This window comes from Zeaxanthinibacter sp. PT1 (assembly GCF_028464225.1).
Taxonomy (GTDB): Bacteria; Bacteroidota; Bacteroidia; order Flavobacteriales; family Flavobacteriaceae; genus Zeaxanthinibacter.
Window position 1 is genome coordinate 42,289 of the sequence record NZ_JAQPCN010000006.1, and the last position, 24,524, is coordinate 66,812.

Consider the following 24,524-nt stretch of genomic DNA (forward strand, 5'->3'; position numbering starts at 1 on the left):
AGTTTGTCTTCTTATAAATTTATAGCCTCACCACCTGCAGCCTCGATAGCTTTTTGCGCGGTAGCTGTAAATTTATGAACAGTGACTTTCAATGGAGCTTTCAATTCTCCATTTCCTAATATTTTTACCAGGTCGTTCTTACCGGCCAGGTTGTTGGCGATAAGGTCTTCCAGGGTAACGGTGTCCTTAATGGCTTTCTCATCGACCAATTGCTGAAGTGTAGCCAGGTTAATTCCCCTGTACTCTTTGCGGTTGATGTTGGTAAAACCAAATTTAGGAACTCGGCGCTGTAATGGCATCTGCCCACCTTCAAAACCGATCTTCTTAGAGTAACCGGATCTTGATTTGGCACCTTTATGACCACGTGTAGCAGTACCGCCTTTTCCTGAACCTTGTCCACGACCTACGATTTTTCCTGCTTTATGAGTAGCACCTTTTGCTGGTTTCAAATTGCTTAATTTCATCACACTGTATTTTTTAAGCTTCCTCTGTGGAAACCAAGTGTTTTACTTTATTGATCATGCCAAGAATCGCGGGCGTGTCTTCATGTTCCACGACCTGACCTATTTTTCGCAAGCCCAGGGCTTCCAAAGTTCGTTTCTGGTTCTGTGGTCTTTTAATCCCACTCTTCACCTGTGTTACTTTTATCTTTGCCATTTGATTCTCGCTTATCCTTTAAATACTTTTTCTAAAGAGACACCTCGTTGTTGTGCTACGGTCTGTGCATCTCGTAATTGCAAGAGCGCATCAAAGGTAGCCTTTACTACGTTGTGTGGGTTAGAAGATCCCTGGGACTTAGAAAGTACATCCTGTACTCCTACTGCCTCCAGTACCGCACGTACGGCTCCACCGGCAATAACCCCGGTACCGTGAGATGCAGGCTGGATATATACCCTGGCTCCACCAAATTTCCCTTTTTGCTCGTGAGGCAGTGTTCCCTTGTTCAGGGGAATCCTGATCAGGTTTTTCTTAGCGTCTTCAATCGCCTTAGCAATTGCGGTTGCCACTTCCTTAGATTTTCCTAAACCGTGGCCAACGACACCATTCTCATCACCTACAACAACGATCGCAGAGAAACCGAAGGCTCTACCACCCTTGGTTACCTTTGTTACACGTTGTACTCCCACCAAGCGATCTTTCAGTTCAAGACCTCCGGGTTTCACAGTTTCTACATTTTTGTATTTCCCGTACATACCTTTAATTAAAATTTTAATCCAGCTTCCCTGGCACCTTCGGCCAACGATTTAACCCTTCCGTGATATAAATTACCTCCACGGTCAAAGGCAACCTTTTCAATTCCGGCCTCCTTCGCTTTCTCAGCGATGGCCTTCCCTACTTGGTTGGCAACTTCCATTTTGGTCCCATCTGCTTTTACTTCCTTATCCCTGGAAGAAGCAGCTGCAAGGGTTACCCCCTTGTTATCGTCTATCAACTGGGCATAGATCTCCTTGTTACTCCTGAAAACAGCCAGACGAGGCTTCTCAGCGGTTCCAAAGGATACCTTTCTAATTCTTCTTTTGATGCGTAGTCTACGCTCGGTCTTTGATAATCCCATGATTCAGTTATTAAGCTGATTTACCTGCTTTTCTTCTTAAAATTTCGCCTTTGAACTTGATCCCTTTTCCTTTGTAAGGCTCTGGCTTACGGAAGGAACGGATTTTAGCGGCGATCTGCCCTACAAGCTGCTTGTCGTGAGACGTCAGTTTGATCGTTGGGTTCTTTCCTTTTTCAGAGGTGGTTTCGATCTTTACTTCCGGGGCCAGTTCCAGAACAATATTGTGGGAAAAGCCTAAGGCAAGATCCAATTTTTGTCCTTGGTTACTGGCACGGTATCCAACTCCGACCAATTCTAATTCCTTTGTCCAACCTTCAGATACACCCAGTACCATGTTGTTAACAAGGGAGCGGTAAAGTCCGTGCTTAGTCTTGTGCTCAATACTATCAGAAGGACGGTTAACGATGATCTCGTTGTCCTCTATCCGGATAGTCACCCCGTCAAAGCTCTGGCTTAATTCGCCCAGCTTTCCCTTAACAGTGATCACGTTATCCGTGATGTTTGCTGTAGTACCCTCGGGCATTACGATTGGATTATTCCCTATTCTAGACATTTTTCTATCCTTTAATTCTCATTAATAAACATAGCACAGTACCTCGCCGCCAACTTTCTCCTGCTTGGCACGCTTGCTGGTCATTACCCCGTGAGAGGTAGACACTATGGCTATTCCTAACCCGTTCAATACTCGTGGCATCTCATCAGAGGATGCGTACTTTCTTAGACCAGGCTTACTGATACGTTGTATTTTCTTGATGACAGGCTCTTTAGTCTGCTTGTCATACTTTAAGGCAATTTTGATGGTACCTTGTACCTTGTCCTCTTCAAATTTGTAGCTAAGGATATACCCCTGATCAAAAAGGATCTTGGTTACCTCTTTCTTCAAATTGGAAGCAGGGATCTCTACTACCCTGTGGCCCGCCCTACTGGCGTTCCGTACTCTTGTTAAATAATCTGCTATAGGATCTGTAAACATGTTCTTCCCTTTTATCTTTTACCAACTTGCTTTTTTAACCCCTGGAATCAGCCCATTATTCGCCATTTCGCGAAACATGACTCTGGAGATACCAAACGTTCTCATATATCCCTTAGGTCTTCCCGTAAGCTTGCAACGATTGTGCATACGTACCGGGGAGGCATTTCTGGGTAATTTCTGTAGGGCTTCGTAATCTCCCGCTTCCTTCAGCTCCTTGCGCTTCTCAGCGTATTTTGCTACTGTCCTTGCCCTTTTTCTTTCACGGGCTTTCATTGATTCTTTAGCCATACTAGTTCTTTTTAAAAGGTAAACCTAATTCGGTTAACAATGATTTTGCTTCCTTATCTGTTTCCGCGGTGGTAACGAAAGTGATATCCATTCCGTTAATACGGTTAATCTTATCGATATTCACTTCAGGGAAAATGATCTGCTCGGTCACCCCGAGGTTATAGTTCCCCCTTCCGTCAAATCCTGTAGCGCGGATTCCCTGGAAATCCCTTACCCTTGGAAGTGCAGAAGTTACCAGACGATCCAAGAATTCATACATCTTTTCTCCCCTGAGCGTAACCTTGGCACCGATAGGCATTCCCTTACGCAGTTTAAAAGCCGCGACATCTTTCTTGGAAATGGTAGCTACCGCTTTCTGACCGGTGATCATGGTTAGTTCGTCTACTGCATGGTCGATAAGTTTCTTATCAGCCACAGCAGCACCAACTCCCCTGCTCACAACAATCTTCTCCAATTTAGGCACCTGCATTACATTGCTGTACCCAAACTCTTCCTTAAGCGCCTTGATCACGCGCTCTTTATACTCTTGTTTTAATCTTGGAACGTACCCCATAACTAAATTACTTCGTTGGATTTCTTAGAAAACCTTACTTTCTTGCCATCCCTTACCTCGTATCCTACCCTTGTAGTGTCCCCTGATTTCGGATCCACCAACGCCAGGTTAGAAATATGGATAAACGCCTCTTTCTTTACGATTCCCCCCTGAGGGTTCTTCGCACTGGGCTTCTCATGCTTGGAAACCATATTGACGCCTTCGACAATCGCTTTGTTCTTCTCACGGTCTACCTGTACCACTTTACCTTCTGAACCTTTATGGTCTCCGGCTGTGACTTTTACGGTATCCCCTGTTTTTATTTTTAATTTCATCTTGTTGATGCTTAATATCTGTTATCTGTTGCAAGCCTCCGGTTTCTGATTACCGGTTTCCTCACATTTATTTACAGTACCTCAGGTGCTAATGAGACAATCTTCATGAACTGCTTATCGCGAAGTTCCCTGGCAACCGGTCCAAAGACACGAGTTCCCCTCATCTCCCCTGTCGGGTTCAACAACACACAAGCGTTGTCGTCAAAACGGATATATGATCCGTCCGGTCTGCGCACCTCTTTCTTTGTGCGAACTACTACGGCTGTTGAAACCGCACCTTTCTTAATGGTCCCGTTAGGGGTAGCTTCTTTTACCGATACCACGATTTTGTCTCCAACAGAAGCATATCTTCTCTTGGTTCCACCTAGCACTCGGATAGTAAGAACTTCCTTAGCCCCTGTGTTGTCGGCCACTTTTAATCTGGATTCTTGCTGTAACATATTATTTGGCTCTTTCTAGGATTTCAACCAGTCTCCAACATTTGGTCTTACTCAATGGACGTGTCTCCATGATCTTAACAGTATCACCAATATTGCAGTCGTTGGTCTCATCGTGTGCAACATATTTTTTTGTTCGCAGTACGAATTTACCGTACATAGGATGCTTAACCCGCTTAACTTCTGAAACCACAATTGATTTCTCCATTCTGTTGCTGGTTACAACGCCTACTCTCTCTTTTCTTAAATTTCTTTTTTCCATAAAGCAGAACCAATTATTGGTTTTCCCTTTTAGTTAATTCAGTTGCCAATCGGGCTACAGTTCTTCGCGCGCTTCTTAATTGAAGCGGGTTTTCCAGCGGGGTTACGGAATGGGCCACTTTCATTTCGGCATATTGCTTCTTAAACTCGGCCATCTTATCCCTCAGTTCCTCTACCGATAATTCTTTTATCTCTGATTGTTTCATGGTCATTCTCAGTATAAATTATGCGGCCTCGTAATCCCTAGCCACTACAAACTTTGTTCTCACGGGTAATTTCTGTGCAGCAAGTCGCAATGCTTCCTTTGCAACGTCCATTGGTACTCCGGCGACCTCAAATAAGATCCTTCCTGGCTTTACCGTAGCTACAAAATATTCCGGCGCACCTTTACCCTTACCCATACGTACTTCCAAAGGCTTTTTGGTGATAGGCTTGTCCGGGAAGATCTTGATCCATAACTGACCCTGTCTTTTCATATATCGCGTTGCGGCGATACGGGCAGCCTCTATCTGCCTTGAGGTCACAAAGCTGGTATCCATAGATTTGATACCGAACATACCGTTAGAAAGCTGATGCCCTCTCCCGGCATTTCCTTTCATCCGGCCTTTCTGCGCTTTACGAAACTTAGTTCTTTTTGGCTGTAACATTTCTTACTGCTTCTTTAAATTACTTTCTGCGACGTTTTTTAGCGCCATCCTGTTTTCCTTTCCCACCTTGGCCTTTATTTGACATTCCAACCAGGGGTGACAATTCTCTCTTGCCGTATACTTCACCTTTCATGATCCATACTTTGATACCAAGCCTACCGTAAGTGGTGTGCGCTTCGTGCAAAGCATAGTCGATGTCAGCTCTGAAAGTAGACAACGGAATACGCCCGTCTTTATATGATTCGGAACGCGCCATCTCTGCACCGTTTAAACGGCCGGAGATCTGGATCTTGATGCCCTCTGCATTCATTCTCATGGCCGCAGCGATCGCCATCTTGATAGCACGTCGGTAAGAGATCCTGTTCTCGATCTGGCGAGCAACACTGGCAGCGACTAAATTAGCGTCAACTTCCGGTCTCTTGATCTCGAAAATATTGATCTGTACCTCCTTATCAGTGATCTTTTTTAACTCTTCTTTCAGCTTATCTACCTCTTGTCCGCCTTTCCCGATGATGATACCAGGACGCGCAGTGGTAATGGTGACAGTGATAAGTTTCAGGGTACGTTCTATAATCACCCTGGATACACTGGCTTTTGCCAGACGTGCATGCACGTACTTTCTTATCTTGTCGTCTTCGGCCAGTTTGTCTCCATAATCATTTCCTCCGTACCAGTTAGACTCCCAGCCTCTGATAATCCCAAGACGATTTCCTATCGGATTAGTTTTCTGTCCCATACTAAGCTTGTGTATTATTGTTAGATCCCAAAACCAGTGTTACGTGGTTGGAACGCTTTCTTATTCTGTGAGCCCTACCCTGTGGAGCAGGTCGCAAACGTTTCAGCATACGCCCACTGTCTACTTTAATTTCCTTAACGATCAACTCTGCATCTTCGATGTTCGCATCTTCGTTCTTTGCCTGCCAGTTAGCGATAGCAGAAAGCAACAGTTTTTCTACTCTCTTGGAAGCTTCCTTAGGACTGAATCTCAAGATAGCCAGCGCTTTCTCTACTTCCTTACCCCGTACCAGGTCTGCGACTAAACGCATTTTCCTGGGCGATGTAGGGCAATTGTTCAGTTTTGCAAACGCAAGCTCCTGCTTCTCTGCCTTAATTCTTTCGGCCATTTGTCTTTTTCGAACTCCCATAGCTTACTTTTTTCCTTTGTTTTTAGCTCCAGCGTGACCCCTGAAAGAGCGTGTTGGAGAGAACTCCCCTAACTTGTGCCCTACCATGTTCTCTGTTACATACACGGGAACAAACTGTCGTCCGTTGTGGACCGCGATCGTCTGACCAACAAAGTCCGGTGTGATCATGGAAGCTCTCGACCAGGTCTTGATGACGGTCTTCTTTCCGCTTTCCACGTTTTTCTGGACTTTATTCTCCAGGCTGTAATGAACGTAAGGTCCTTTTTTTAGTGAACGTGCCATTTCTAATTCTTTTTATTTCTTTCTACGTTCTATGATATATCTGTTGGTATTCTTGGTCCTGGAACGGGTCCTGAATCCTTTTGCAGGAATTCCGTTTCTGGATCTTGGATGACCTCCGGAAGCTCTACCTTCCCCACCACCCATCGGGTGATCAACTGGGTTCATCGCTACCGGCCTTGTTCTTGGTCTCCTACCTAACCAGCGACTTCTACCCGCTTTACCGGATACGATCAACTGGTGATCAGAGTTAGATACAGCCCCGATAGTTGCAAGACAATTCGCAAGAATCAACCTGGTCTCCCCGGATGGTAACTTGATCGTTACAAACTTTCCATCACGAGCCATAAGCTGCGCGAAAGTTCCGGCGCTTCGAGCCATAACCGCTCCCTGACCGGGACGTAACTCGATACAGGAAATGATCGTTCCCAGTGGTATATCACTTAACGGAAGTGCATTTCCGATTTCCGGAGCAGAACCGGATCCGGCGTTGATCTGCTGCCCGACCTCAAGGCCGTTCTGAGCAATCACATATCGCTTTTCCCCGTCTGTATACTCTACAAGAGCAATAAATGCAGATCGGTTTGGATCGTACTGTATTGATTTTACCTCGGCAGCAACTCCTTGCTTATCCCTTTTAAAATCAATAACACGGTATCTCCTCTTGTGACCACCACCTCTGTGGCGCATGGTCATCTTTCCCTTGCTGTTCCTACCTCCTGATTTCTTCAGGGGCGCTAACAAGCTTTTCTCCGGTTTGTCGGTAGTAATGGCATCAAAGCCATTAACTATCTTGAAACGCTGTCCCGGAGTGATCGGTTTTAATTTTCTAACTGACATTTCGTGTCTTTATAGATTACTGTAAAAATCAATAACATCACCTTCCTCAACATCTACAATAGCCTTCTTGTAGGCATTGGTCTTTCCGTGCTGCACACCTGTCTTGGTGAAACGCGTTTTGCGCTGAGGACCGTAGTTCATAGTTCTGACCTTGGTCACTGATACACCATAGGCTGCCTCCACGGCGTCCTTGATCTGTATTTTGTTTGCCCCGGGATTCACAACAAAACCGTAGCGGTTGTTCAACTCGCCTTCAGCAGTCATTTTTTCCGTTATAATTGGCTTAATCAATACACTCATCTTCTTACGATTTGCTAAGATTCGATTCTATTCCTTCCAGGGAACCCTCCAGAAGCACTACGTTCTGAGCATTCAGAATCTTATAAGTACTTAGTTCTGAGTTAGTTACAACTTCAGTGCGGGTTAAATTGCGCGACGACAAATATACGTTATTATTTGAATCGCCCAATACTATCAGGGACTTTTTATCCTCCAGTCCTAAGGACTTTAGCACCTGGATGAAATCTTTGGTCTTTGGGGCTTCAAAATTGAAATCCTCGATGACCATCAGAGAGTTCTCCTGGGCTTTGATGCTAAGGGCAGATTTCCTTGCAAGACGCTTAACGTTCTTGTTCAGTTTCTGGCTGTAATCCTTGCTTCTTGGACCAAAAATTCGACCCCCACCCCTGAAGATAGGTGACTTGATACTACCGGCCCTTGCGGTACCTGTACCTTTTTGTTTTTTGATCTTCCTGGTACTACCCGCAATGGCTCCACGCTCTTTAGACTGGTGAGTTCCTTGACGCTGGTGCGCCAGGTACTGCTTAACATCCAGGTAAATGGCATGCTCATTGGGCTCTATCTTGAAAACAGCATCGGAAAGGTCTACCTTTCTCCCTGTCTCTTTTCCTTTGATATCTAAAACTGCTACCTTCATTATTTCTCGATCGTTATGTAAGCGTTCTTATGACCGGGCACACAACCCTTTAAAACCAAAAGGTTCTTCTCTGGAACCACTTTCAGTACCCTGAGGTTCTGAACAGTGACACGTTCGCCACCCATACGGCCGGCCATCTTCATTCCTTTAAATACCCTAGATGGTGTAGATGCAGCTCCAATAGATCCTGGAGCACGTAGACGGTTGTGCTGACCATGTGTGGCCTGTCCAACTCCGCCGAATCCATGACGTTTTACAACCCCCTGGAAACCTTTTCCTTTAGAGGTAGCACATACGTCTACAAAATCACCTTCCTGGAAAAGATCAACGCTTATTGTTTCTCCCAGTTTAAACCTACCCTCTTCAAAATACTTGAATTCCTCGACTTTTTTCTTGGGAGAAACGCCTGCTTTCTTATAATGCCCTTTCTCGGCATTATTAGCACGCTTTTCTGCCTTGTCATCGAAACCAAGCTGAAGGGCAAAATACCCGTCGACCTCTTCGGTTCTGACTTGGGTAACTACACATGGCCCAGCTTCGATCACCGTACATGGAACGTTCTTTCCATTCTCGTCGAAAATGCTGGTCATGCCTACTTTTCTTCCTATTAACCCAGACATACTTTAATTAATTAATTGATTACATTTATTTAAAACTGCTTCTCTTTGAAGCAAAAAAACAGGGTCAAAAATAATTCGACCCCGAATCTATTTTTGTTACCGTTTTTCCCTCGCGAAACGCTCAGGACATGTTCCGAAAGACTATCGTCTTTCGCCAGGTGTCAGCCTCACACTTTGATCTCGACCTCAACACCACTGGGAAGCTCTAACTTCATCAGCGCATCGATGGTCTTCGATGAGGAGCTGTAAATATCGAGCAGCCTTTTGTAAGAACTAAGCTCAAATTGCTCCCTACTCTTCTTGTTCACGTGAGGTGAACGAAGCACCGTAAAGATCTTCTTGTGCGTTGGAAGTGGAATTGGTCCCGTAACCACTGCACCGGTAGTCTTTACCGTTTTCACGATCTTCTCAGCAGACTTGTCTACCAGGTTGTGATCGTAAGATTTCAGTTTTATTCTAATTTTTTGACTCATCTACCTAAATTTTAAGCGGTTACGCCTTTAGCTGCCTTAATAACTTCTTCTGCAATATTGGAAGGGGTCTCTGCGTAGTGAGAGAACTCCATGGTTGAAGTTGCCCTACCGGATGATAGTGTACGTAACGAGGTTACGTAACCGAACATCTCAGATAATGGAACATCAGCCTTGATCACCTTAGCTCCGGCACGGTCAGACATATTGTTCACCTGTCCGCGACGACGGTTAAGGTCTCCAACAATATCACCCATGTTTTCTTCCGGGGTAAGTACTTCCAATTTCATAATCGGCTCCATTAATACTGCTCCTGCAGCTTTAGCCGCCTCTTTGTACCCTAGCTTAGCCGCCAGCTCAAATGATAACTGGTCAGAATCCACAGGGTGGAAAGATCCGTCTTTCAAGGTAACCTTCATGGCGTCCATTTCAAATCCGGCCAATGGCCCGTTTTTCATAGCTTCCTTGAATCCTTTCTCAACAGATGGGACAAATTCTTTAGGAATGTTACCACCTTTAATGGTGTTCACAAATTCTAGTCCTGGCTTACCTTCTTCAGCTGGCTCAAGAGTAAAGACGATATCCGCGAATTTACCACGACCACCGGTCTGCTTCTTGTAAACCTCTCTGTGGTTCGCCTGCCTAGTGATAGCTTCCTTGTATTCCACCTGCGGCTGCCCTTGGTTTAACTCAACCTTGAACTCCCTACGCATACGGTCTACAATAATGTCCAGGTGCAACTCTCCCATTCCGGAGATGATGGTCTGTCCTGAAGCCTCATCGGTCTTAACCTGGAAAGTTGGATCCTCTTCCGCTAATTTAGCAAGAGCCATACCCATCTTATCCACATCAGCCTTAGTTTTAGGCTCAACAGCGATACCGATTACCGGGTCCGGGAAATCCATACTCTCTAAAATAAGAGGGTGTTTCTCAGAGGTAAGGGTATCTCCTGTCTTAATATCTTTAAATCCTACTGCAGCTCCGATATCACCAGCGTTGATGAAATCTACAGCGTTCTGCTTGTTAGAGTGCATTTGGTAGATCCTTGAGATACGCTCTTTGTTCCCGGAACGATTGTTCAGCACGTAAGAACCAGCATCAAGTCTTCCGGAATAAGCCCTGAAGAAAGCAAGACGACCGACAAAGGGGTCTGTAGCGATCTTAAAAGCAAGTGCCGCGAAAGGCTCTTTAGGATCAGGATTTCTTTTTTCTTCTTTCCCAGTATCTGGGTTAACACCTACAATCGCATCTTTATCGATAGGCGAAGGAAGGTATCGGCATACAGCGTCTAATAAGAACTGCACCCCTTTATTTTTAAAGGAAGAACCACAGATCATCGGGATGATGCTCATGTCCATAACCGCAGCACGTAATGCAGCGTGTACTTCCTCCTCAGTGATAGAGTCTTCATCTTCGAAGAACTTCTCCATCAGGTTTTCATCGTATTCAGCAACTGCCTCGATCAGGTGAGCACGGTACTCCTTAACTTCTGCCACCATATCCTCGGGGATATCGATCTCGTCAAAAGTAGATCCGTAATTGTCCTCATGCCATACGATCGCACGGTTCTTTACCAGGTCAACAATTCCACGGAAATCCGCTTCATCACCGATTGGTAGAACGATTGGCACCGCGTTAGACTTCAACATCTCGCGAACCTGCTTACACACGTTCAGGAAGTTAGATCCCTGGCGGTCCATTTTGTTAACGAACCCGATACGTGGTACCTTGTAGTTGTCAGCAAGTCTCCAGTTAGTCTCAGACTGAGGCTCTACCCCGTCTACCGCACTGAAAAGAAATACCAACCCATCAAGTACACGCAATGAACGGTTCACCTCTACGGTAAAGTCAACGTGACCGGGGGTATCAATAATGTTAAAGTTATACGGCTTGGTCTCATCTACGACCTGTCCGTTTTTCATCGGGAAGTTCCAGGTACAGGTAGTAGCTGCTGAAGTAATGGTAATACCACGCTCCTGCTCTTGCTCCATCCAGTCCATGGTCGCAGCACCATCGTGAACTTCTCCAATCTTGTGGCTTACACCCGTATAGAAAAGGATACGTTCCGTAGTGGTCGTTTTACCGGCATCAATATGTGCCGCGATCCCTATATTTCTTGTATATTTTAAATCTCTTGCCATTTCAGTAATTAAAATCTAAAGTGGGAAAATGCTTTATTCGCTTCTGCCATCTTATGAGTATCCACACGTTTTTTAACGGCAGCACCTTCTTCTTTGGCAGCTGCAAGGACCTCGTTAGCCAACCTAAGGGCCATCGATTTCTCGTTTCTTTTACGCGCATACAGGATCAACCATTTCATCGCAGTAGAAATCTTCCTGTCCGGACGAATCTGCATCGGGATCTGGAAGGTAGCACCACCTACTCGGCGGCTTCGCACTTCTACGTGAGGCATCACGTTAGACAACGCTTCTTTCCAATGTTCCAAGGCCGACTTCTCGTCGTCCGTCTTTTTTTCCTCTACGATATCCATTGCATCGTAGAACACTTTAAAGGCTACGGATTTTTTCCCGTCCCACATCATCATATTCACAAACCTAGTTACCAACTGGTCATTGAATCTTGGATCCGGTAAAAGAGGCCGCTTCTTTGCCTGTCTTTTTCTCATCTCTTCAACTTAAAAGTTCAAATTACTTTTTAGGGCGTTTTGCTCCGTACTTAGATCGTCGTTGGGTTCTCCCGGCAACTCCTGCCGTATCCAAAGCACCTCTAACGATGTGGTATCTAACTCCTGGCAAATCTTTCACCCTTCCGCCTCTAACCAATACTATCGAGTGCTCCTGCAGATTGTGTCCCTCACCTGGGATGTACGCGTTTACCTCTTTACCGTTAGTCAACCTCACCCTTGCTACTTTACGCATAGCAGAGTTTGGTTTCTTTGGTGTAGTGGTATACACACGTGTACACACCCCTCTTCGCTGGGGGCACGAATCTAAAGCAGCCGATTTACTCTTCTTGGTAATTGTGGCCCTTCCTTTTCGTACTAATTGTGAAATTGTTGGCATACTATAATTTATGTCTAATATAATCCCCTCTTTTAAGGGCTGGCAAATGTAGGAATAATTCATTATAATTCAAATGCTAAGCCATTAAATTTCTCATTTTTTTACACAGTCCTGCAAATAAGCTCCACCCTTCTAGCCCAAAGATCTTTCTTACCTATATATATAAGGTATAAATCCGGTGACCTGAATAGGATTCTACCCGGCAGTCTAAAATCCTTACCAGGGTGTTTCGGCGCATGGTTTAAATTTATTTACTTCCATGATTTTAGTATCCTTCAGCTGAGCTAAAGCCCGGTTATCTATTCCGAACCTATTAACGTTTTTGGTCAAGAATTGGGAATTTTCATCCTTTAGATTCCCATTCCTATTAAATAATCCCTAATAATTTGTGAAAAATCACTTGGTTTATTAACGAATTATTAAGATTTTGTGCCCACTAATTCAAAAACCAAATAAATGAAATCTAAATTAACTTGGATGCTAATGCCGTTACTGGCATTAGTAATGAGTTTCTCCTATGCCCAGGAGAAAACGATTTCAGGTACGGTCACGGACCAGTCCGGTGAGCCTTTACCTGGTGTTAATGTGATCGTTGCAGGTACGGTCACAGGAACACAAACGGATTTTGATGGTAATTATACCATCATGGCCAGTACAGGCCAGACCCTGCGATACACCTACTTGGGTCAGAAGACCGTAGAAAGAACAGTAGGCGCATCAAACACCATTGATGTTCAGATGGAAGAAGATGCCGAAGCTTTAGAAGAAGTAGTTGTAACCGCCCTGGGTATTCAAAGGGAAACCAGGACCCTGGGTTACGGTACAGACATCGTAAAAGGCGAAGAACTGGTGAAAGCGAGGGAAACCAACATCGTTAATTCACTACAAGGAAAAGTAACCGGGGTACAGATCACCAACACCGGTGGTAACCTTGGTGGTTCCTCCAAGATCATTATCCGTGGGGTATCCTCTTTATCAGGACGTAATAACCCGCTTTGGGTTGTGGATGGCGTCCTTATCAATGATTCACAGACACCGGGTAACGGGAGCAGGATCTCAGGAACAAGGGATTTTGCCAACGGAGCATCGGTTATCAACCCTGATGACGTAGAATCGATCAACGTTCTTAAAGGAGCTGCCGCAACGGCACTATACGGATCCAGGGCAGCAGGTGGTGCTATTATCGTTACCACTAAAAGAGGAGCTTCTGGTGAAGGTGGCGGAGCACAAGTTACCGTGAATTCTACCACAAGATTCGAGACTCTTTTCAGAACTCCGGATTACCAGCAAGAATACGCCATGGGATCAAATGGGCAGTACGATGCCGGTTCTGTCGGATTTGACTGGGGACCTAAGATCGTTGGCCAAACCGTAGACAATCTCCCAATTACCGGGGAAAGAGGACCACTTACTGCAGTCCCTAATAACGGTATAGATGATTTCTTCCAAACGGGGATCACCAGGATAAACAACTTTGCCGTGGCGGATGCCAACCAGCGATTTGATTACAGGCTGAGTTTAACTTCCACTAACCAGACCGGTATACTTCCGGGATCTAGCCTGGACAGGATCACCATCGGCCTGAATGCCGGGGTGAAGCACAATGAAAAACTGGAATCAAGATTCAGTGTACAATACACCACCACTCAGAGTCGCGGTACAGGTGCTACCGGAGCAAACGACCCAAACATTATAAGCTACAGCTCTTTCAGCAGCACGCTAGACCAGCGTCTGTTCCGCCCATGGATCGACGAAAGTGGCAACCAGATCAACCTGGTTACAGCGAACAACGGGAACCAGACTAACAACCCATTCTGGATCAGGAATGAAAATGCTAATGACAGGGACGATGACCGTATCTTTGGTAATTTCCAGGTGACCTTTAAGCCGTGGGAAAAGTTCAGCCTTACCGCAAGGGTAGGTGCCGACTTGCAGGATGACCGTCGACTGATCGAGAACAGCAAAGGTACCGTCGGAAGATTGTTCGGAGATTTCATCTCTGATAACATCCGCAGGAACGAACTTACCTCTGATGTGATCGCCACATACGACACAGACCTGGGTGAGGACTTCAGCTTTAATATCCTTGGAGGTATGCAGTACAACTCAAGGATCTTTGAAAGACAGCAAATTCAAGGTGTAGACCTGCTGATCCCGGAACTATTCAGCCCTGCCAACGCAGCACAGACCATCCCGGTTCGTGACTTCGCAGAATCAAGGCTGTTCGGTATTTATGGATCTGCCGAGCTTAGGTATAAGAGCTGGGCTACTTTGACACTGACCGCAAGAAATGACTACTCCTCTACCCTTCCGGAGGATAACAATTCATATTTCTATCCATCCGCAAGTTTAGCGTTTGTATTTACAGATGCTCTTGGGATAGACAGTGATTTCCTAACCTTTGGTAAGATCAGGGCCAGTTGGGCACAGGTAGGTAATGATACCAACCCTTACCTCCTGAACTTTAACTTCAACCCGGTAACAACCGCTACAGGACAGTATGGATTAAACCTGAATTTCCCGTTCAACGGGGCATTGGCCTACTCGGCTTCTAATACCATTCCTGCCGAGAACCTGCTACCGGAAGAACAGACCTCTTACGAATTTGGTCTGGACCTGAAACTATTTAACGGCAGGTTAGGTATAGATATGGCTTACTTTAATAATAAGAACGAAAACCAAATCCTTAATATTCCTATCCCGGAATCAACAGGTTTTGCCTTCAGAACGCAAAACGTTGGACGTGTAGATCAGGAAGGATTCGAGATCGCTATTGATGCCACACCTGTGGTTGCCGGTGACTTCTCATGGAATACTGCGCTGAACTTCTCCAGGGTGGAATCTGAAGTGATTTCATTGACAGAAGGACTAGAGCGCGTGGTAATCGCCTCAGCTTTTAACAGTGTTCAGGTAGTTGCTGTTCCCGGAGAGGAATTCCAGCTATATGCTTTCCCTCACCTACGGGACGAGGAGACAGGCCGCCCGATCATCGACCCTAATACAGGTCGTAGGCAAGCCGGTGAAGCTACAACGCTAGGATCCGTATTACCGGATTGGACTGCAGGATGGGTAAACAGCTTTGCTTACAAAGGATGGAGCCTTTATGCTACAGCCGACGTAAAATGGGGAGGAGTTATTAAGTCCTCTACCGTTGAATCCTTACAGACAGGTGGATTGGTTAAGGAAACCTTGTTGAATCGTGAAGGTACCTTCATAGACACAGAAGGTGTTATCGTTACCAGGGATGGCGACGGAAACATTATCGACAGAAGGGATAATGATGTACCTTTATTGAACGCCCAGGATTTCTGGACGTCGCTCAATGACAACAGTGTAGCCGAGCCTTACGTTTACGACGCCTCTTATGTAAAATTAAGAGAAGCAGGACTATCCTATACTTTCCCTTCAGACATGCTGGGAGACGGTTTCATTAAAGGACTGTCTGTAGGTATAGAAGGACGTAACCTTCTGCTGATCTATTCTGAAGTACCACACATTGACCCGGAAGCTACGCTTTTCGGATCCGGTGCAGACGGTTTTGGTGTAGAAAGAGCAAGTATTCCTTCTACAAGGAGTGCCGGTTTCAATGTTAAGTTAACGTTCTAAAAAAAAATAGAGATGAAAAGATTAAAATATATATTACTTTCATTTGTATTGGCATTCGGCGCCTTATCGTCTTGCGATGAAAAGCTCGATATCAATACAGATCCGTTGGCAGCGACTTCTGCCGACCCTAACGCGGTATTGCCTTTCGTGTTCGTACAGTACTCGTCCAGGAAGGTGACCGAATTAGGAACCAGGATCCCTGATGTTTCTCAATATATTTCGGATACCTTTAACAGCCCGAAAAACGGAAACACTTCTATCTTCCTTACCGGGAACACCTGGGGGATGATGTACAACCAGATCCTCGGTAACCTATCGCTGGTGAAGGCCGATGCAGAAGCTGCAGGCCCTACCAGTAATAATGTAAATGCAATTGCAACCATCCTTAGCGCGCATATCTTTTATGAGCTGACCAGCCTCTGGGAAGAAATTCCGTTTACCCAAGCTTTGAACGGCCAGGAATTTCCATCACCAGAATTCGATGAGCAGGAAGTTGTCCTTAACGGGATCGTTGATATGTACGACGAAGCTATTGCTTTAATTGACAGTCGTCCGGCAGAAGGTAATTTTGCCATCACCGCGAACAGCGACATGTTTTATGGTGGCGATATGGCCAGCTGGAGAATCCTTGCAAATTCACTTAAATTACGAGCACTGATGATGCTTAGAAGTGGAGGCGCCAATGTGGATGCCCAGATCAATGCTACGCTTAACCAACCCTTGATGGAGAGTAATGGACAAGCAGCCTTCCTGGAGTATTCCGGACAACCCGGGGCTCAGAATGGTATGCTGACTATTATCACTGCCTTCTTTGGACCGGATAACGAGAGCCAGAATGTTTTCGGACCTGGCGATCCTATCGATGAGATCCTGAGGGGTTCAGGGGATCCACGTTATGACCTTTGGGTAGCGAGGAACGATCTGCCAGCACCGGGTATCGATCAGTTTCCAGATCCATCCACCTCAGTTCTAAGCAACAACATCATCCGCGCAACATTGCCGGATATGCTTATGCTGCCGTCGGAGATCGACCTTTACAAAGCAGAACTTGCCCTTGATGGGTTTGCCGCTGCCGGATCTGCGGATGAGAATTACAGGAATGGCGTAAGGAACAACATCAAGTGGTGGGGACAAGATATCCCGGGTGTGATCGCTACGGTATCTGATGCAGAGATAGATGCTTACGTAGCCAGCCTGGCACCTCCGACAGCGAATGATGTTTTTGAGCAACAATTCCTGGCATCATTCCTGATGCCTGTAAGAGCATGGAACGAAGTAAGGAGAAATCAATTCCCGGTACTGGCAACACCACCGGCGTCTACAATTTCGACGATCCTGAAGCGATTCAACTATCCTCCGGATGAAGTGGGAAGTAACCCTAACACCCCGGCGAACAAGAATACAGACGTACCCATGTGGTTTGAAAACTTATAAAAATTGAGAAAAATGAAAAATATACTTTATACAATAATCGCTATGGCCCTGGTTTTTACCGGATGCACCGAGGATTATGACCTTGATGACAGAGGCCTTTCGGTTGAGGAATTACCGGCCTATGTAGCGTTCAGTGCTCCTGGAGCCAGCTCTTCTATCGCCCCCGTGGATACCGCGGAAGATGCAGGAAGTGTTAGCCTTAATGTGGAGATTCCCGGGGGAACAGTGAGTAATGTTACTGTAACTTATGGCTTTAGCGGATCAGCTGTCTTTGGTGAAGACTTCACAGTAGACGGAGCCGACAGCGCCGGGGGTACTGTCATCATCAGTAAACCGGGTCCGGAAGCAAACCTGGATGGATTACCACCTAATGCAGATATCGATATCACCCTGTTGACAGACGGTGTGGCCGATGGAAGCAAGACGCTGGAGGTTACCCTACTGAGCGCATCCAATGGGCAGGGTACTGTTGAAGTAGGACGTGGAGGTACCGCCTCCCTCCGCTCTCAGACCGTGAACATTGCGGATGTAGATTAAGTCCTGGAGCTTTCCAGGCTTAATACAGATTAACAACAATTAAAGTGGAGTTTACATTTTTATGTAGGCTCCACTTTTTTATTTATGCCATTCCATAAATTCGGTCTGTTTTGCAGTTCATAAGTCAATTTATACCGCTCATATATCAGAATGATACCATCCATAGCTTTAATATTCACAGTTTTTCCAAGTCATTTAAGGGGCTTGAAAGCACGCATCTGAACCACTTTTTCCGCACCAATATCACAATATACATTAAAACCATCCACTCCCCTGCCTACAGCCCTCCGCACCCACTTTTGGCACTTTCCTGATTTCTTGACACTTATGCAGATTATGCATATAATAAAGGCTTTAACCAACTTATTCACAGCGTTTTAGAAGTATCTCAAAGGTATTCGCAAGACTTTTAACACTTATCCTTAAGGATATGCTCTCAAGGCCCATGTTTTAGTAACAGATTCGCACTCTAAAGCCTAAAATTTTATTAAAATTAGTTTGGATTATTAACACAGAATTAAGATTTTAGCGGCTAGCTAATTCAAATAATCATACAATGAGAACAAGTTTTAATGGAATCTTAACGCTATTATTAGCGTTTGTTGTGCATCTATCGTTTGCACAGGAAAAGACGATTTCAGGTACGGTTACAGACCAAGACGGCCTGCCCCTACCTGGCGTTAACATCGTTGTCAGCGGAACCACAGTCGGTACCCAGACCGATTTTGACGGTAACTACTCGATCAGTGCGGCTGAAGGGCAGACCCTGCTCTACACCTACATTGGACAAAGAGAGGAAACAAGGACCGTCGGAGCAGGCAACACTATCAATGTGCAAATGGCCGAGGACGCGCAAGCACTGGAAGAAGTGGTCGTGACCGCTCAGGGTATCAAGCGTGAAAAGAAAGCACTGGGATATGCGGTGACCTCCGTAGGCCAGGAACAGCTTGAATCACGTTCCGAGGGTGACGTCGCCAGGGTACTCTCTGGTAAAGCTGCCGGGGTAAATATCACATCTGCGGGTGGTGCTTCGGGATCTGCAACCAACGTTACTATTAGGGGGCTTAGTTCCTTTAGTGGAAGTAACCAGGCTTTATTCATTGTAGACGGCGTTCCTTTCAGTAACGACACCAACGCCACAGGAAGCTTTATCGGTGGTAACACCGGTTCTTCTCGTTTCCTTGATATAGATCCAAACAATATCGCGAGTGTTGAGGTACTTAAAGGTCTTGCAGCAGCAACCCTTTACGGAACCCAGGGTAAGAACGGTGTGATCCTGATCACCACGAAAGCAGGTGCTGCTTCCGGTGGAAAGAAGAAAACAGAAATCACCGTTAACCAATCTTTTTATACTAACGAGATGGCTTCCATGCCGGAGTACCAGGATTCTTACGGTAACGGTTTTGACCAGTCGTTCGGTTGGTTCTTCTCTAACTGGGGGCCAAGTTTTGACAGAGGCGGTACTGCAGGATGGGGAGCCCAACCAGCAATTGATGATAACGGGACCCTTGAGCATCCATACTCTACTACCGCAGTTGCTTCTACAAGAGCTGCATTCCCTGAATTACAGGGAGCTCGTTACGACTGGAAACCTTACAACTCTGTTGAAGAGTTCTTCCGACCAGGACACGTTACCAATACTTCTATCAACATTGCCGGAGGTAGTGAAGGTGGAAAAACAACCTATAACGTTAACCTTGGACACCTTGATGACATAGGGTTTACACCTGGAAACTCCTTGAAAAGAACCAACCTTTCTATCGGTGGTCGCTCAGAGTTGTCAAATAAATTTACTGTGAGTGGTGCTATGAACTACTCAAGAACAGATTATAGAACTCCTCCTATCGCATCCTCCAGGGGTAACGGTACAGACGGACTTTCTGTTTATGGTAACGTTCTCTTTACACCACGTTCAGTGGACTTGATGGGACTTCCTTTTGAAAATCCTATCGATGGCTCCAGTGTTTACTACCGTAATGGTAACGACATTATCAACCCACGATGGACTGCGAAGAACGTAACCTATCGACAGTTGACCAACCGTATCTTCTGGAACGCTCAGTTGAGCTATAACATCAATGATAACCTTAACCTTAACTGGAGAACAGGTCTTGATTTCTACAACGAGCGTAACATTAACGGATCTAATAAAGGTGGGGTAGAATTTACCCAAGCGATCTTCGGATTCTTACAAACCTATGATAACAACAACACCATCTGGGAACATTTCCTTTCATTGAACGGTGATTATGAATTATCAGAAAAGCTGGGAATGACATTCACAGTAGGTGCCACTTCCCGATCTGACGAATTTGACCGCTCTGGGGTTTCCTCTACCGGGCAGATCGTTTACGGGATCAAAAGGCACTTCAACTACGAGAACCAGACACCATTGCAATTCTCTCAGAAGAGAAATATTGTAGGTGTTCTTGGACAGGCTACTTTAGACTATGATGATTTCCTTTACCTTAACGTATCGGCAAGAACTGACTGGGTATCTAACCTGACCTCTGAAAATAACAACAAGACGTATCCAGGAGTTAGTTTGTCTTTCCTTCCAACTACCGCCTTTAACGGGCTTCGTAGCGAAGGTGGATTAAATTTCCTTAAGTTACGTGCCAGCTACGGTACATCGGCTACCTTCCCAACAGGGTATCCTACAGTTAACGTAGTACAGCAAAATACCTTAGTTTACAATGACCCGATCACAGGTGGATCTATCACGACCAACCAGACGGATAACTTCCGTGCCAATCCTGACCTGAAGCCTGAGCTTCTGGAGGAGTACGAAGTTGGTTTAGAATCACGTATACTGAGGAACAGGGTGTCTATAGATCTTACCTATTTTGACAGGAGGACTAATGACCTGATCGTTACTGAGCCACTTTCCCCTTCAACCGGGTTCTCTTTCACCCAAAGTAACATTGGGGAGATCAAGAACAGTGGATTTGAAGCTGATCTTGGGGTAGACATCTTTAAAGGACAGAATTTCAGCTGGAATTCCAGGGTGAACTTCTTTACTAACAACGAGATTGTTACAGAGCAGGAGCAGGATTTCATCGCTTACGCCGGTAGTTTGGCTGTAGGCGGAGGATTGTTCAGAGGTTCAAACGCAGCGATCAAAGGTGAGTCCCTGGGTACAATTGTTGGTACTGCTATCGGAAGAGATGCAGACGGAAACTTCCTTGTAAACTCTTCAGGTAGCTATGTAGTCGTTGAGCAGGATCTTGACGGAAACGTTCCAATTGTCGGAGACGCTGTTCCTGATTACACCATGAACTTCATTAACACGCTTAAGTATAAGAACTGGAATCTTGGGGTTCAGGTGAACCACACTAAAGGGGGAGATATCCTTTCCAGTACCATCGGGGTACTTCTGGGTCGTGGTCTTATTGTTGAGACAGAAGATCGTCTGGCGACTTACATCCTTCCGGGAGTACAGGAGTCGACTGGTCAGCCTAACAATGTTCAGATCAACAACTCTACGTACTACTTTAGCAACCTGTTATTCGGACCTACCGAGACCAGGATATACGATGCTTCTGTAATCCGTTTGCAAGAGGTTTCTTTAGGGTATACATTCCCTAAAAAGTTCCTAGACAGAACCCCATTTGGATCACTGAGCATCACCGCTCAAGGATTTAACCTGTGGTACGATGCATACAACACTCCTGACGGAGCCAACTTTGACCCTAACGTACAAGGTGTTGGTATTGGTAACGGGCGAGGATTCGACTTTATCAACGGGCCTAGCTCAAGGAGATATGGAGTCAGTGTTAAAGCCTCTTTCTAATAAAAATTGTTAATGATATAGAAATTATGAAAAAACTATTTAAATATATTACGATTGTCCTTATCACGGGAGGGTTATTCCAGGCCTGTGAAACGACAGATTTGGACTTACGTGTGAGTCCGAACGACCTTGCCTCTGACCAGGCAGACCCTAACCTGTTGCTGAATTCTATTCAGTTAGCCTACGCAACCAACCAGGGTACGATCAGCGACATTGGCGCTGCAGTAACTCGTATCGACTATATGTTTGGTCGTAACTACTTTAACAACTATTCCGGTGCTACTTTTAACGGCATCTGGGCACGCTTCTACAGTGGTGGGGGCAACGGTCCAGGAAGAGGAGTAGACGTAGGTATTCTGACCAATATCCAGAACCTGGAGTTGATCGATTCGCAGACCGATGTTGATTACTCATTCCACATAGGAGTTGGTAAAGTGCTTGCAGCACACAACCTTTTCCAATTAGCAGATTACCTTGGCCAGGCAGTATGGAGCGAGGCTTTACAGCCGGTAGAATTTCCTGCTCCTACCCTGGATGACGGTCCTGCGATCTATGCAGCCGCACAAGGCTTATTAAATGAAGCTGAAGCTTTATTAGCTTCCGGACCTGCTACCCAAGGCGCTACCGATATGTTCTATGGTGGTGACACTGACAAGTGGATCAAGCTGATCAACACCCTTCGTTTAAGGGCTGCCGTTCTTACAGGTGATACTGCTACTTTTAACAGCATCATCGCAGGCGGAGATTTTATCGCAGACAATGATGATGATTTTCAATTTGCTTACGGTACCAGTGAATTACAACCTGATGATCGTCATCCGGATTACGCAGCGGATTATACTCCTTCAGGAGCTAACATTTACCAGTCTAACTGGTTGATGGAAACAATGTTGGATAAAGGTGATCCGAGAATACGTTACTACTTCTACCGACAGGTAGACGCTACACCAGGTGCAGATGCTCCTGCTAATGAGGAGACTCTTGCATGTTCTCTGGCGGTGCCACCACAGCACTTCCAGGATGGGGGTTATACTTACTGTAGCGTACCTAATGGATACTGGGGTAGAACTCACGGAAATGACGAAGGAACTCCTCCGGACAACTTTACAAGGGTTGCCGTAGGTGTATACCCTGCAGGTGGACGTTTTGATGACAACAGCTTTGGAACCGTTGGCCTAGGATTAGGTGGCGGCGGAGCCGGAATTGAGCCTATCATTTTAGCTGCTTATGTAGATTTCTGGAGAGGAATCATGGCGAGCAGCCCTGCTGAAAAGGCTAACTTCATGGAAGCTGGTCTCGAGAAACACATCGCTAAAGTTCAGTCATTCGGTTCTCTTGATAGCAATGCAGATTCTTCAGTTGCACCATCCCAGACAGATGTAGATACATACATTTCCGATACGGTGGCTGCTTATTTAGCTGCAAGCGGAGATGATCAGCAAAACATCTTTGCAGAGCAATATTTTATCACCTTATTTGGTGGAGCGACAGAAGCCTACAACTATTACAGGCTGACCGGTTTCCCTACCACTTTGGTACCTAACTGGGAACCAGATCCGGGACCATTCCCAAGATCATTCCTGTATGCACAGAACGAGGTGATCACCAACCCGAATATCCAACAGAAAACTACGTTGACTGAGCAGGTATTCTGGGACAACAATCCTGCGAGCCCAACATTCCCACCTGCTAATTAATAACTAAGAAGAAAAATGAAAAAGTTTCAAAATAAACTATTAGGAAGTATACTAGCTGGGATCGTTTTGGTATTCGCAGCTTGTGAAGACAGCAATGAGATCGTGGACCAGGTCACTTCTGGTACTACGAGAGGAGTTGTCCTTAGAACTCTAAACGTACTCTCTAACGAGGTTGCCATTCAGTCTGATGGTACTATAGCTCCCGGCGCCAGTTTTGGTGTAGAGCTGGAATACCAGGACCACGAAGACGGAGACCTGTTAGCAGAAGTAGAAGTATATGTAGGCTATCGTGATAATACCGCCGGTGGCACAGATAATGACAAGGCCCAGGTTTTGGCTGCTACCTTGCCTGCGTCTTCATTCAGCACAGGTGATCGTGGATTACCAGTGATCTCTTACACTATTAGTGGAGATGAAATGCTAAGCGCTCTAGGCCTGCCTTCTAGTGAGGTAGAAGGAGGAGATCAATTTGAGATCCGTTTTGAAGCAGTACTGACTGACGGAAGACGTTTTTCTTTCGCCGATAACTCGGGTACTATTACAGGATCTTATTTCAATTCTCCATTCCTGTACACTGCTAATGTAGTTTGTGCACCATCTAAGCCTACTGCAGGTGTATGGTCACTGGCTATGCAGGATTCATACGGAGACGGATGGAACGGAGCAGCTGTACTTATCACAATTGACGGTGAGACAACTGCTTACTCATTAGACAGCATCGGTGAGGCTGTAGCTGGGGTAGCCACCTTTACGGTTGGCGCCGCTGATGAAGTAATTTCAGTTCAGTACCAATCCGGTGATTGGGACTCGGAAGTTACTTTCCAGCTAACTTCTGCTAACGGTAATACTGTAGTAGATGCAGGACCAAGTCCTTCATCAGGAGTAGAATTATTGGATTACTGTCCTGATAACCTGTAACAGGTAAGGACATCATAAAAAGAAACCCGGGCTATTGGCCCGGGTTTTTTTATTTAATCCAAAAACTTCTTGTGCTTTAAATGAACTAGTGTTAATAATGAACATCTTAACATGGTTCCCCTGTTTTTATAAGGTTAAATATTGTATTTTTAAAGCTCTTTTTTACCTCCAATCAAATCCACATGTACGCGTATAGA

30 protein-coding genes are annotated in these 24,524 nt (G+C 45.5%); 6 read left to right on the plus strand and 24 right to left on the minus strand.

Annotated features, from left to right (window positions below):
- Positions 1 to 11 precede the first annotated feature (11 nt).
- The 24 genes from rplO to rpsL form a co-directional block, all read right to left on the minus strand.
- The gene (rplO, locus tag PP178_RS13690; protein WP_272594928.1) at positions 12 to 464 is read right to left on the minus strand and encodes a 50S ribosomal protein L15; all 453 of its coding nucleotides are present in this window, start codon (positions 462 to 464) and stop codon (positions 12 to 14) included.
- Between the two features lie 13 nt (positions 465 to 477).
- The gene (gene rpmD / locus PP178_RS13695) at positions 478 to 657 is read right to left on the minus strand and encodes a 50S ribosomal protein L30 (RefSeq protein ID WP_272594929.1); all 180 of its coding nucleotides are present in this window, start codon (positions 655 to 657) and stop codon (positions 478 to 480) included.
- Between the two features lie 11 nt (positions 658 to 668).
- The gene (rpsE, locus tag PP178_RS13700; protein ID WP_133644614.1) at positions 669 to 1,193 is read right to left on the minus strand and encodes a 30S ribosomal protein S5; all 525 of its coding nucleotides are present in this window, start codon (positions 1,191 to 1,193) and stop codon (positions 669 to 671) included.
- An 8-nt stretch (positions 1,194 to 1,201) separates the two neighbouring features.
- Positions 1,202 to 1,555 (minus strand): 50S ribosomal protein L18, encoded by a 354-nt coding sequence (gene rplR, locus PP178_RS13705; protein ID WP_272594930.1) that lies wholly within the window; start codon positions 1,553 to 1,555, stop codon positions 1,202 to 1,204.
- Between the two features lie 10 nt (positions 1,556 to 1,565).
- On the minus strand, positions 1,566 to 2,108 hold the full coding sequence (gene rplF / locus PP178_RS13710; protein WP_272594931.1) for a 50S ribosomal protein L6: 543 nt from the start codon (positions 2,106 to 2,108) through the stop codon (positions 1,566 to 1,568).
- Positions 2,109 to 2,129: 21 nt separating this feature from the next.
- Complete coding sequence (gene rpsH / locus PP178_RS13715; protein WP_272594932.1) at positions 2,130 to 2,528, minus strand: 30S ribosomal protein S8; 399 nt, start codon at positions 2,526 to 2,528, stop codon at positions 2,130 to 2,132.
- Between the two features lie 18 nt (positions 2,529 to 2,546).
- Positions 2,547 to 2,816, minus strand: coding sequence for a 30S ribosomal protein S14 (rpsN, locus tag PP178_RS13720; protein WP_272594933.1), 270 nt, complete (start codon positions 2,814 to 2,816; stop codon positions 2,547 to 2,549).
- Between the two features lies 1 nt (position 2,817).
- On the minus strand, positions 2,818 to 3,369 hold the full coding sequence (rplE, locus tag PP178_RS13725) for a 50S ribosomal protein L5 (RefSeq protein ID WP_272594934.1): 552 nt from the start codon (positions 3,367 to 3,369) through the stop codon (positions 2,818 to 2,820).
- 2 nt (positions 3,370 to 3,371) lie between these two features.
- Positions 3,372 to 3,683: a 50S ribosomal protein L24 gene (gene rplX / locus PP178_RS13730; RefSeq protein WP_133644608.1), complete on the minus strand. Its 312-nt coding sequence runs from the start codon at positions 3,681 to 3,683 to the stop codon at positions 3,372 to 3,374.
- Between the two features lie 71 nt (positions 3,684 to 3,754).
- Positions 3,755 to 4,123 carry a 50S ribosomal protein L14 gene (gene rplN / locus PP178_RS13735; protein WP_129605547.1) on the minus strand — a complete coding sequence of 123 codons (369 nt, stop codon included), beginning with the start codon at positions 4,121 to 4,123 and terminating at the stop codon, positions 3,755 to 3,757.
- Between the two features lies 1 nt (position 4,124).
- A complete protein-coding gene (rpsQ, locus tag PP178_RS13740; protein WP_133644607.1) occupies positions 4,125 to 4,382 on the minus strand; it encodes a 30S ribosomal protein S17 in 258 nt (85 codons plus the stop codon).
- 13 nt (positions 4,383 to 4,395) lie between these two features.
- Positions 4,396 to 4,587, minus strand: a complete 192-nt coding sequence (gene rpmC, locus PP178_RS13745) for a 50S ribosomal protein L29 (RefSeq protein WP_133645065.1) — start codon at positions 4,585 to 4,587, stop codon at positions 4,396 to 4,398.
- A gap of 18 nt (positions 4,588 to 4,605) precedes the next feature.
- Positions 4,606 to 5,028 (minus strand): 50S ribosomal protein L16, encoded by a 423-nt coding sequence (gene rplP, locus PP178_RS13750; protein ID WP_272594935.1) that lies wholly within the window; start codon positions 5,026 to 5,028, stop codon positions 4,606 to 4,608.
- Between the two features lie 19 nt (positions 5,029 to 5,047).
- On the minus strand, positions 5,048 to 5,764 hold the full coding sequence (gene rpsC, locus PP178_RS13755) for a 30S ribosomal protein S3 (protein ID WP_133644605.1): 717 nt from the start codon (positions 5,762 to 5,764) through the stop codon (positions 5,048 to 5,050).
- Position 5,765: 1 nt separating this feature from the next.
- Positions 5,766 to 6,173 carry a 50S ribosomal protein L22 gene (gene rplV / locus PP178_RS13760; protein ID WP_272594936.1) on the minus strand — a complete coding sequence of 136 codons (408 nt, stop codon included), beginning with the start codon at positions 6,171 to 6,173 and terminating at the stop codon, positions 5,766 to 5,768.
- A 3-nt stretch (positions 6,174 to 6,176) separates the two neighbouring features.
- The gene (gene rpsS, locus PP178_RS13765; protein WP_133644603.1) at positions 6,177 to 6,455 is read right to left on the minus strand and encodes a 30S ribosomal protein S19; all 279 of its coding nucleotides are present in this window, start codon (positions 6,453 to 6,455) and stop codon (positions 6,177 to 6,179) included.
- 12 nt (positions 6,456 to 6,467) lie between these two features.
- Positions 6,468 to 7,292, minus strand: coding sequence for a 50S ribosomal protein L2 (gene rplB, locus PP178_RS13770; protein WP_272594937.1), 825 nt, complete (start codon positions 7,290 to 7,292; stop codon positions 6,468 to 6,470).
- A gap of 9 nt (positions 7,293 to 7,301) precedes the next feature.
- Positions 7,302 to 7,592, minus strand: a complete 291-nt coding sequence (gene rplW / locus PP178_RS13775) for a 50S ribosomal protein L23 (protein ID WP_272594938.1) — start codon at positions 7,590 to 7,592, stop codon at positions 7,302 to 7,304.
- A 4-nt stretch (positions 7,593 to 7,596) separates the two neighbouring features.
- Positions 7,597 to 8,229, minus strand: a complete 633-nt coding sequence (rplD, locus tag PP178_RS13780; RefSeq protein WP_272594939.1) for a 50S ribosomal protein L4 — start codon at positions 8,227 to 8,229, stop codon at positions 7,597 to 7,599.
- Positions 8,229 to 8,849 (minus strand): 50S ribosomal protein L3, encoded by a 621-nt coding sequence (gene rplC, locus PP178_RS13785; protein WP_272594940.1) that lies wholly within the window; start codon positions 8,847 to 8,849, stop codon positions 8,229 to 8,231. Before rplC ends, rplD begins: the two co-directional genes overlap by 1 nt.
- Positions 8,850 to 9,016: 167 nt before the next feature.
- Positions 9,017 to 9,322, minus strand: a complete 306-nt coding sequence (gene rpsJ, locus PP178_RS13790; RefSeq protein WP_013073266.1) for a 30S ribosomal protein S10 — start codon at positions 9,320 to 9,322, stop codon at positions 9,017 to 9,019.
- 11 nt (positions 9,323 to 9,333) lie between these two features.
- Positions 9,334 to 11,460 (minus strand): elongation factor G, encoded by a 2,127-nt coding sequence (gene fusA, locus PP178_RS13795; protein WP_272594941.1) that lies wholly within the window; start codon positions 11,458 to 11,460, stop codon positions 9,334 to 9,336.
- Between the two features lie 8 nt (positions 11,461 to 11,468).
- The gene (rpsG, locus tag PP178_RS13800) at positions 11,469 to 11,945 is read right to left on the minus strand and encodes a 30S ribosomal protein S7 (protein ID WP_272594942.1); all 477 of its coding nucleotides are present in this window, start codon (positions 11,943 to 11,945) and stop codon (positions 11,469 to 11,471) included.
- A 22-nt stretch (positions 11,946 to 11,967) separates the two neighbouring features.
- Entirely contained in the window at positions 11,968 to 12,342 is a 375-nt protein-coding gene (gene rpsL, locus PP178_RS13805) for a 30S ribosomal protein S12 (RefSeq protein WP_013305196.1), read from the minus strand.
- A gap of 456 nt (positions 12,343 to 12,798) precedes the next feature.
- Here rpsL and PP178_RS13810 point away from each other — a divergent pair, with 456 nt between their 5' ends.
- From PP178_RS13810 to PP178_RS13835, 6 genes are all read left to right on the plus strand, one after another.
- The gene (locus PP178_RS13810) at positions 12,799 to 15,948 is read left to right on the plus strand and encodes a SusC/RagA family TonB-linked outer membrane protein (RefSeq protein WP_272594944.1); all 3,150 of its coding nucleotides are present in this window, start codon (positions 12,799 to 12,801) and stop codon (positions 15,946 to 15,948) included.
- Between the two features lie 12 nt (positions 15,949 to 15,960).
- Positions 15,961 to 17,382 carry a SusD/RagB family nutrient-binding outer membrane lipoprotein gene (locus PP178_RS13815; RefSeq protein WP_272594945.1) on the plus strand — a complete coding sequence of 474 codons (1,422 nt, stop codon included), beginning with the start codon at positions 15,961 to 15,963 and terminating at the stop codon, positions 17,380 to 17,382.
- Positions 17,383 to 17,394: 12 nt separating this feature from the next.
- Positions 17,395 to 17,919: a hypothetical protein gene (locus PP178_RS13820; protein ID WP_272594946.1), complete on the plus strand. Its 525-nt coding sequence runs from the start codon at positions 17,395 to 17,397 to the stop codon at positions 17,917 to 17,919.
- Positions 17,920 to 18,475: 556 nt separating this feature from the next.
- The gene (locus tag PP178_RS13825; RefSeq protein ID WP_272594947.1) at positions 18,476 to 21,712 is read left to right on the plus strand and encodes a SusC/RagA family TonB-linked outer membrane protein; all 3,237 of its coding nucleotides are present in this window, start codon (positions 18,476 to 18,478) and stop codon (positions 21,710 to 21,712) included.
- 26 nt (positions 21,713 to 21,738) lie between these two features.
- Entirely contained in the window at positions 21,739 to 23,409 is a 1,671-nt protein-coding gene (locus tag PP178_RS13830) for a SusD/RagB family nutrient-binding outer membrane lipoprotein (protein ID WP_272594948.1), read from the plus strand.
- 15 nt (positions 23,410 to 23,424) lie between these two features.
- On the plus strand, positions 23,425 to 24,327 hold the full coding sequence (locus PP178_RS13835) for a hypothetical protein (protein WP_272594949.1): 903 nt from the start codon (positions 23,425 to 23,427) through the stop codon (positions 24,325 to 24,327).
- The last annotated feature ends 197 nt before the right edge of the window (positions 24,328 to 24,524 follow it).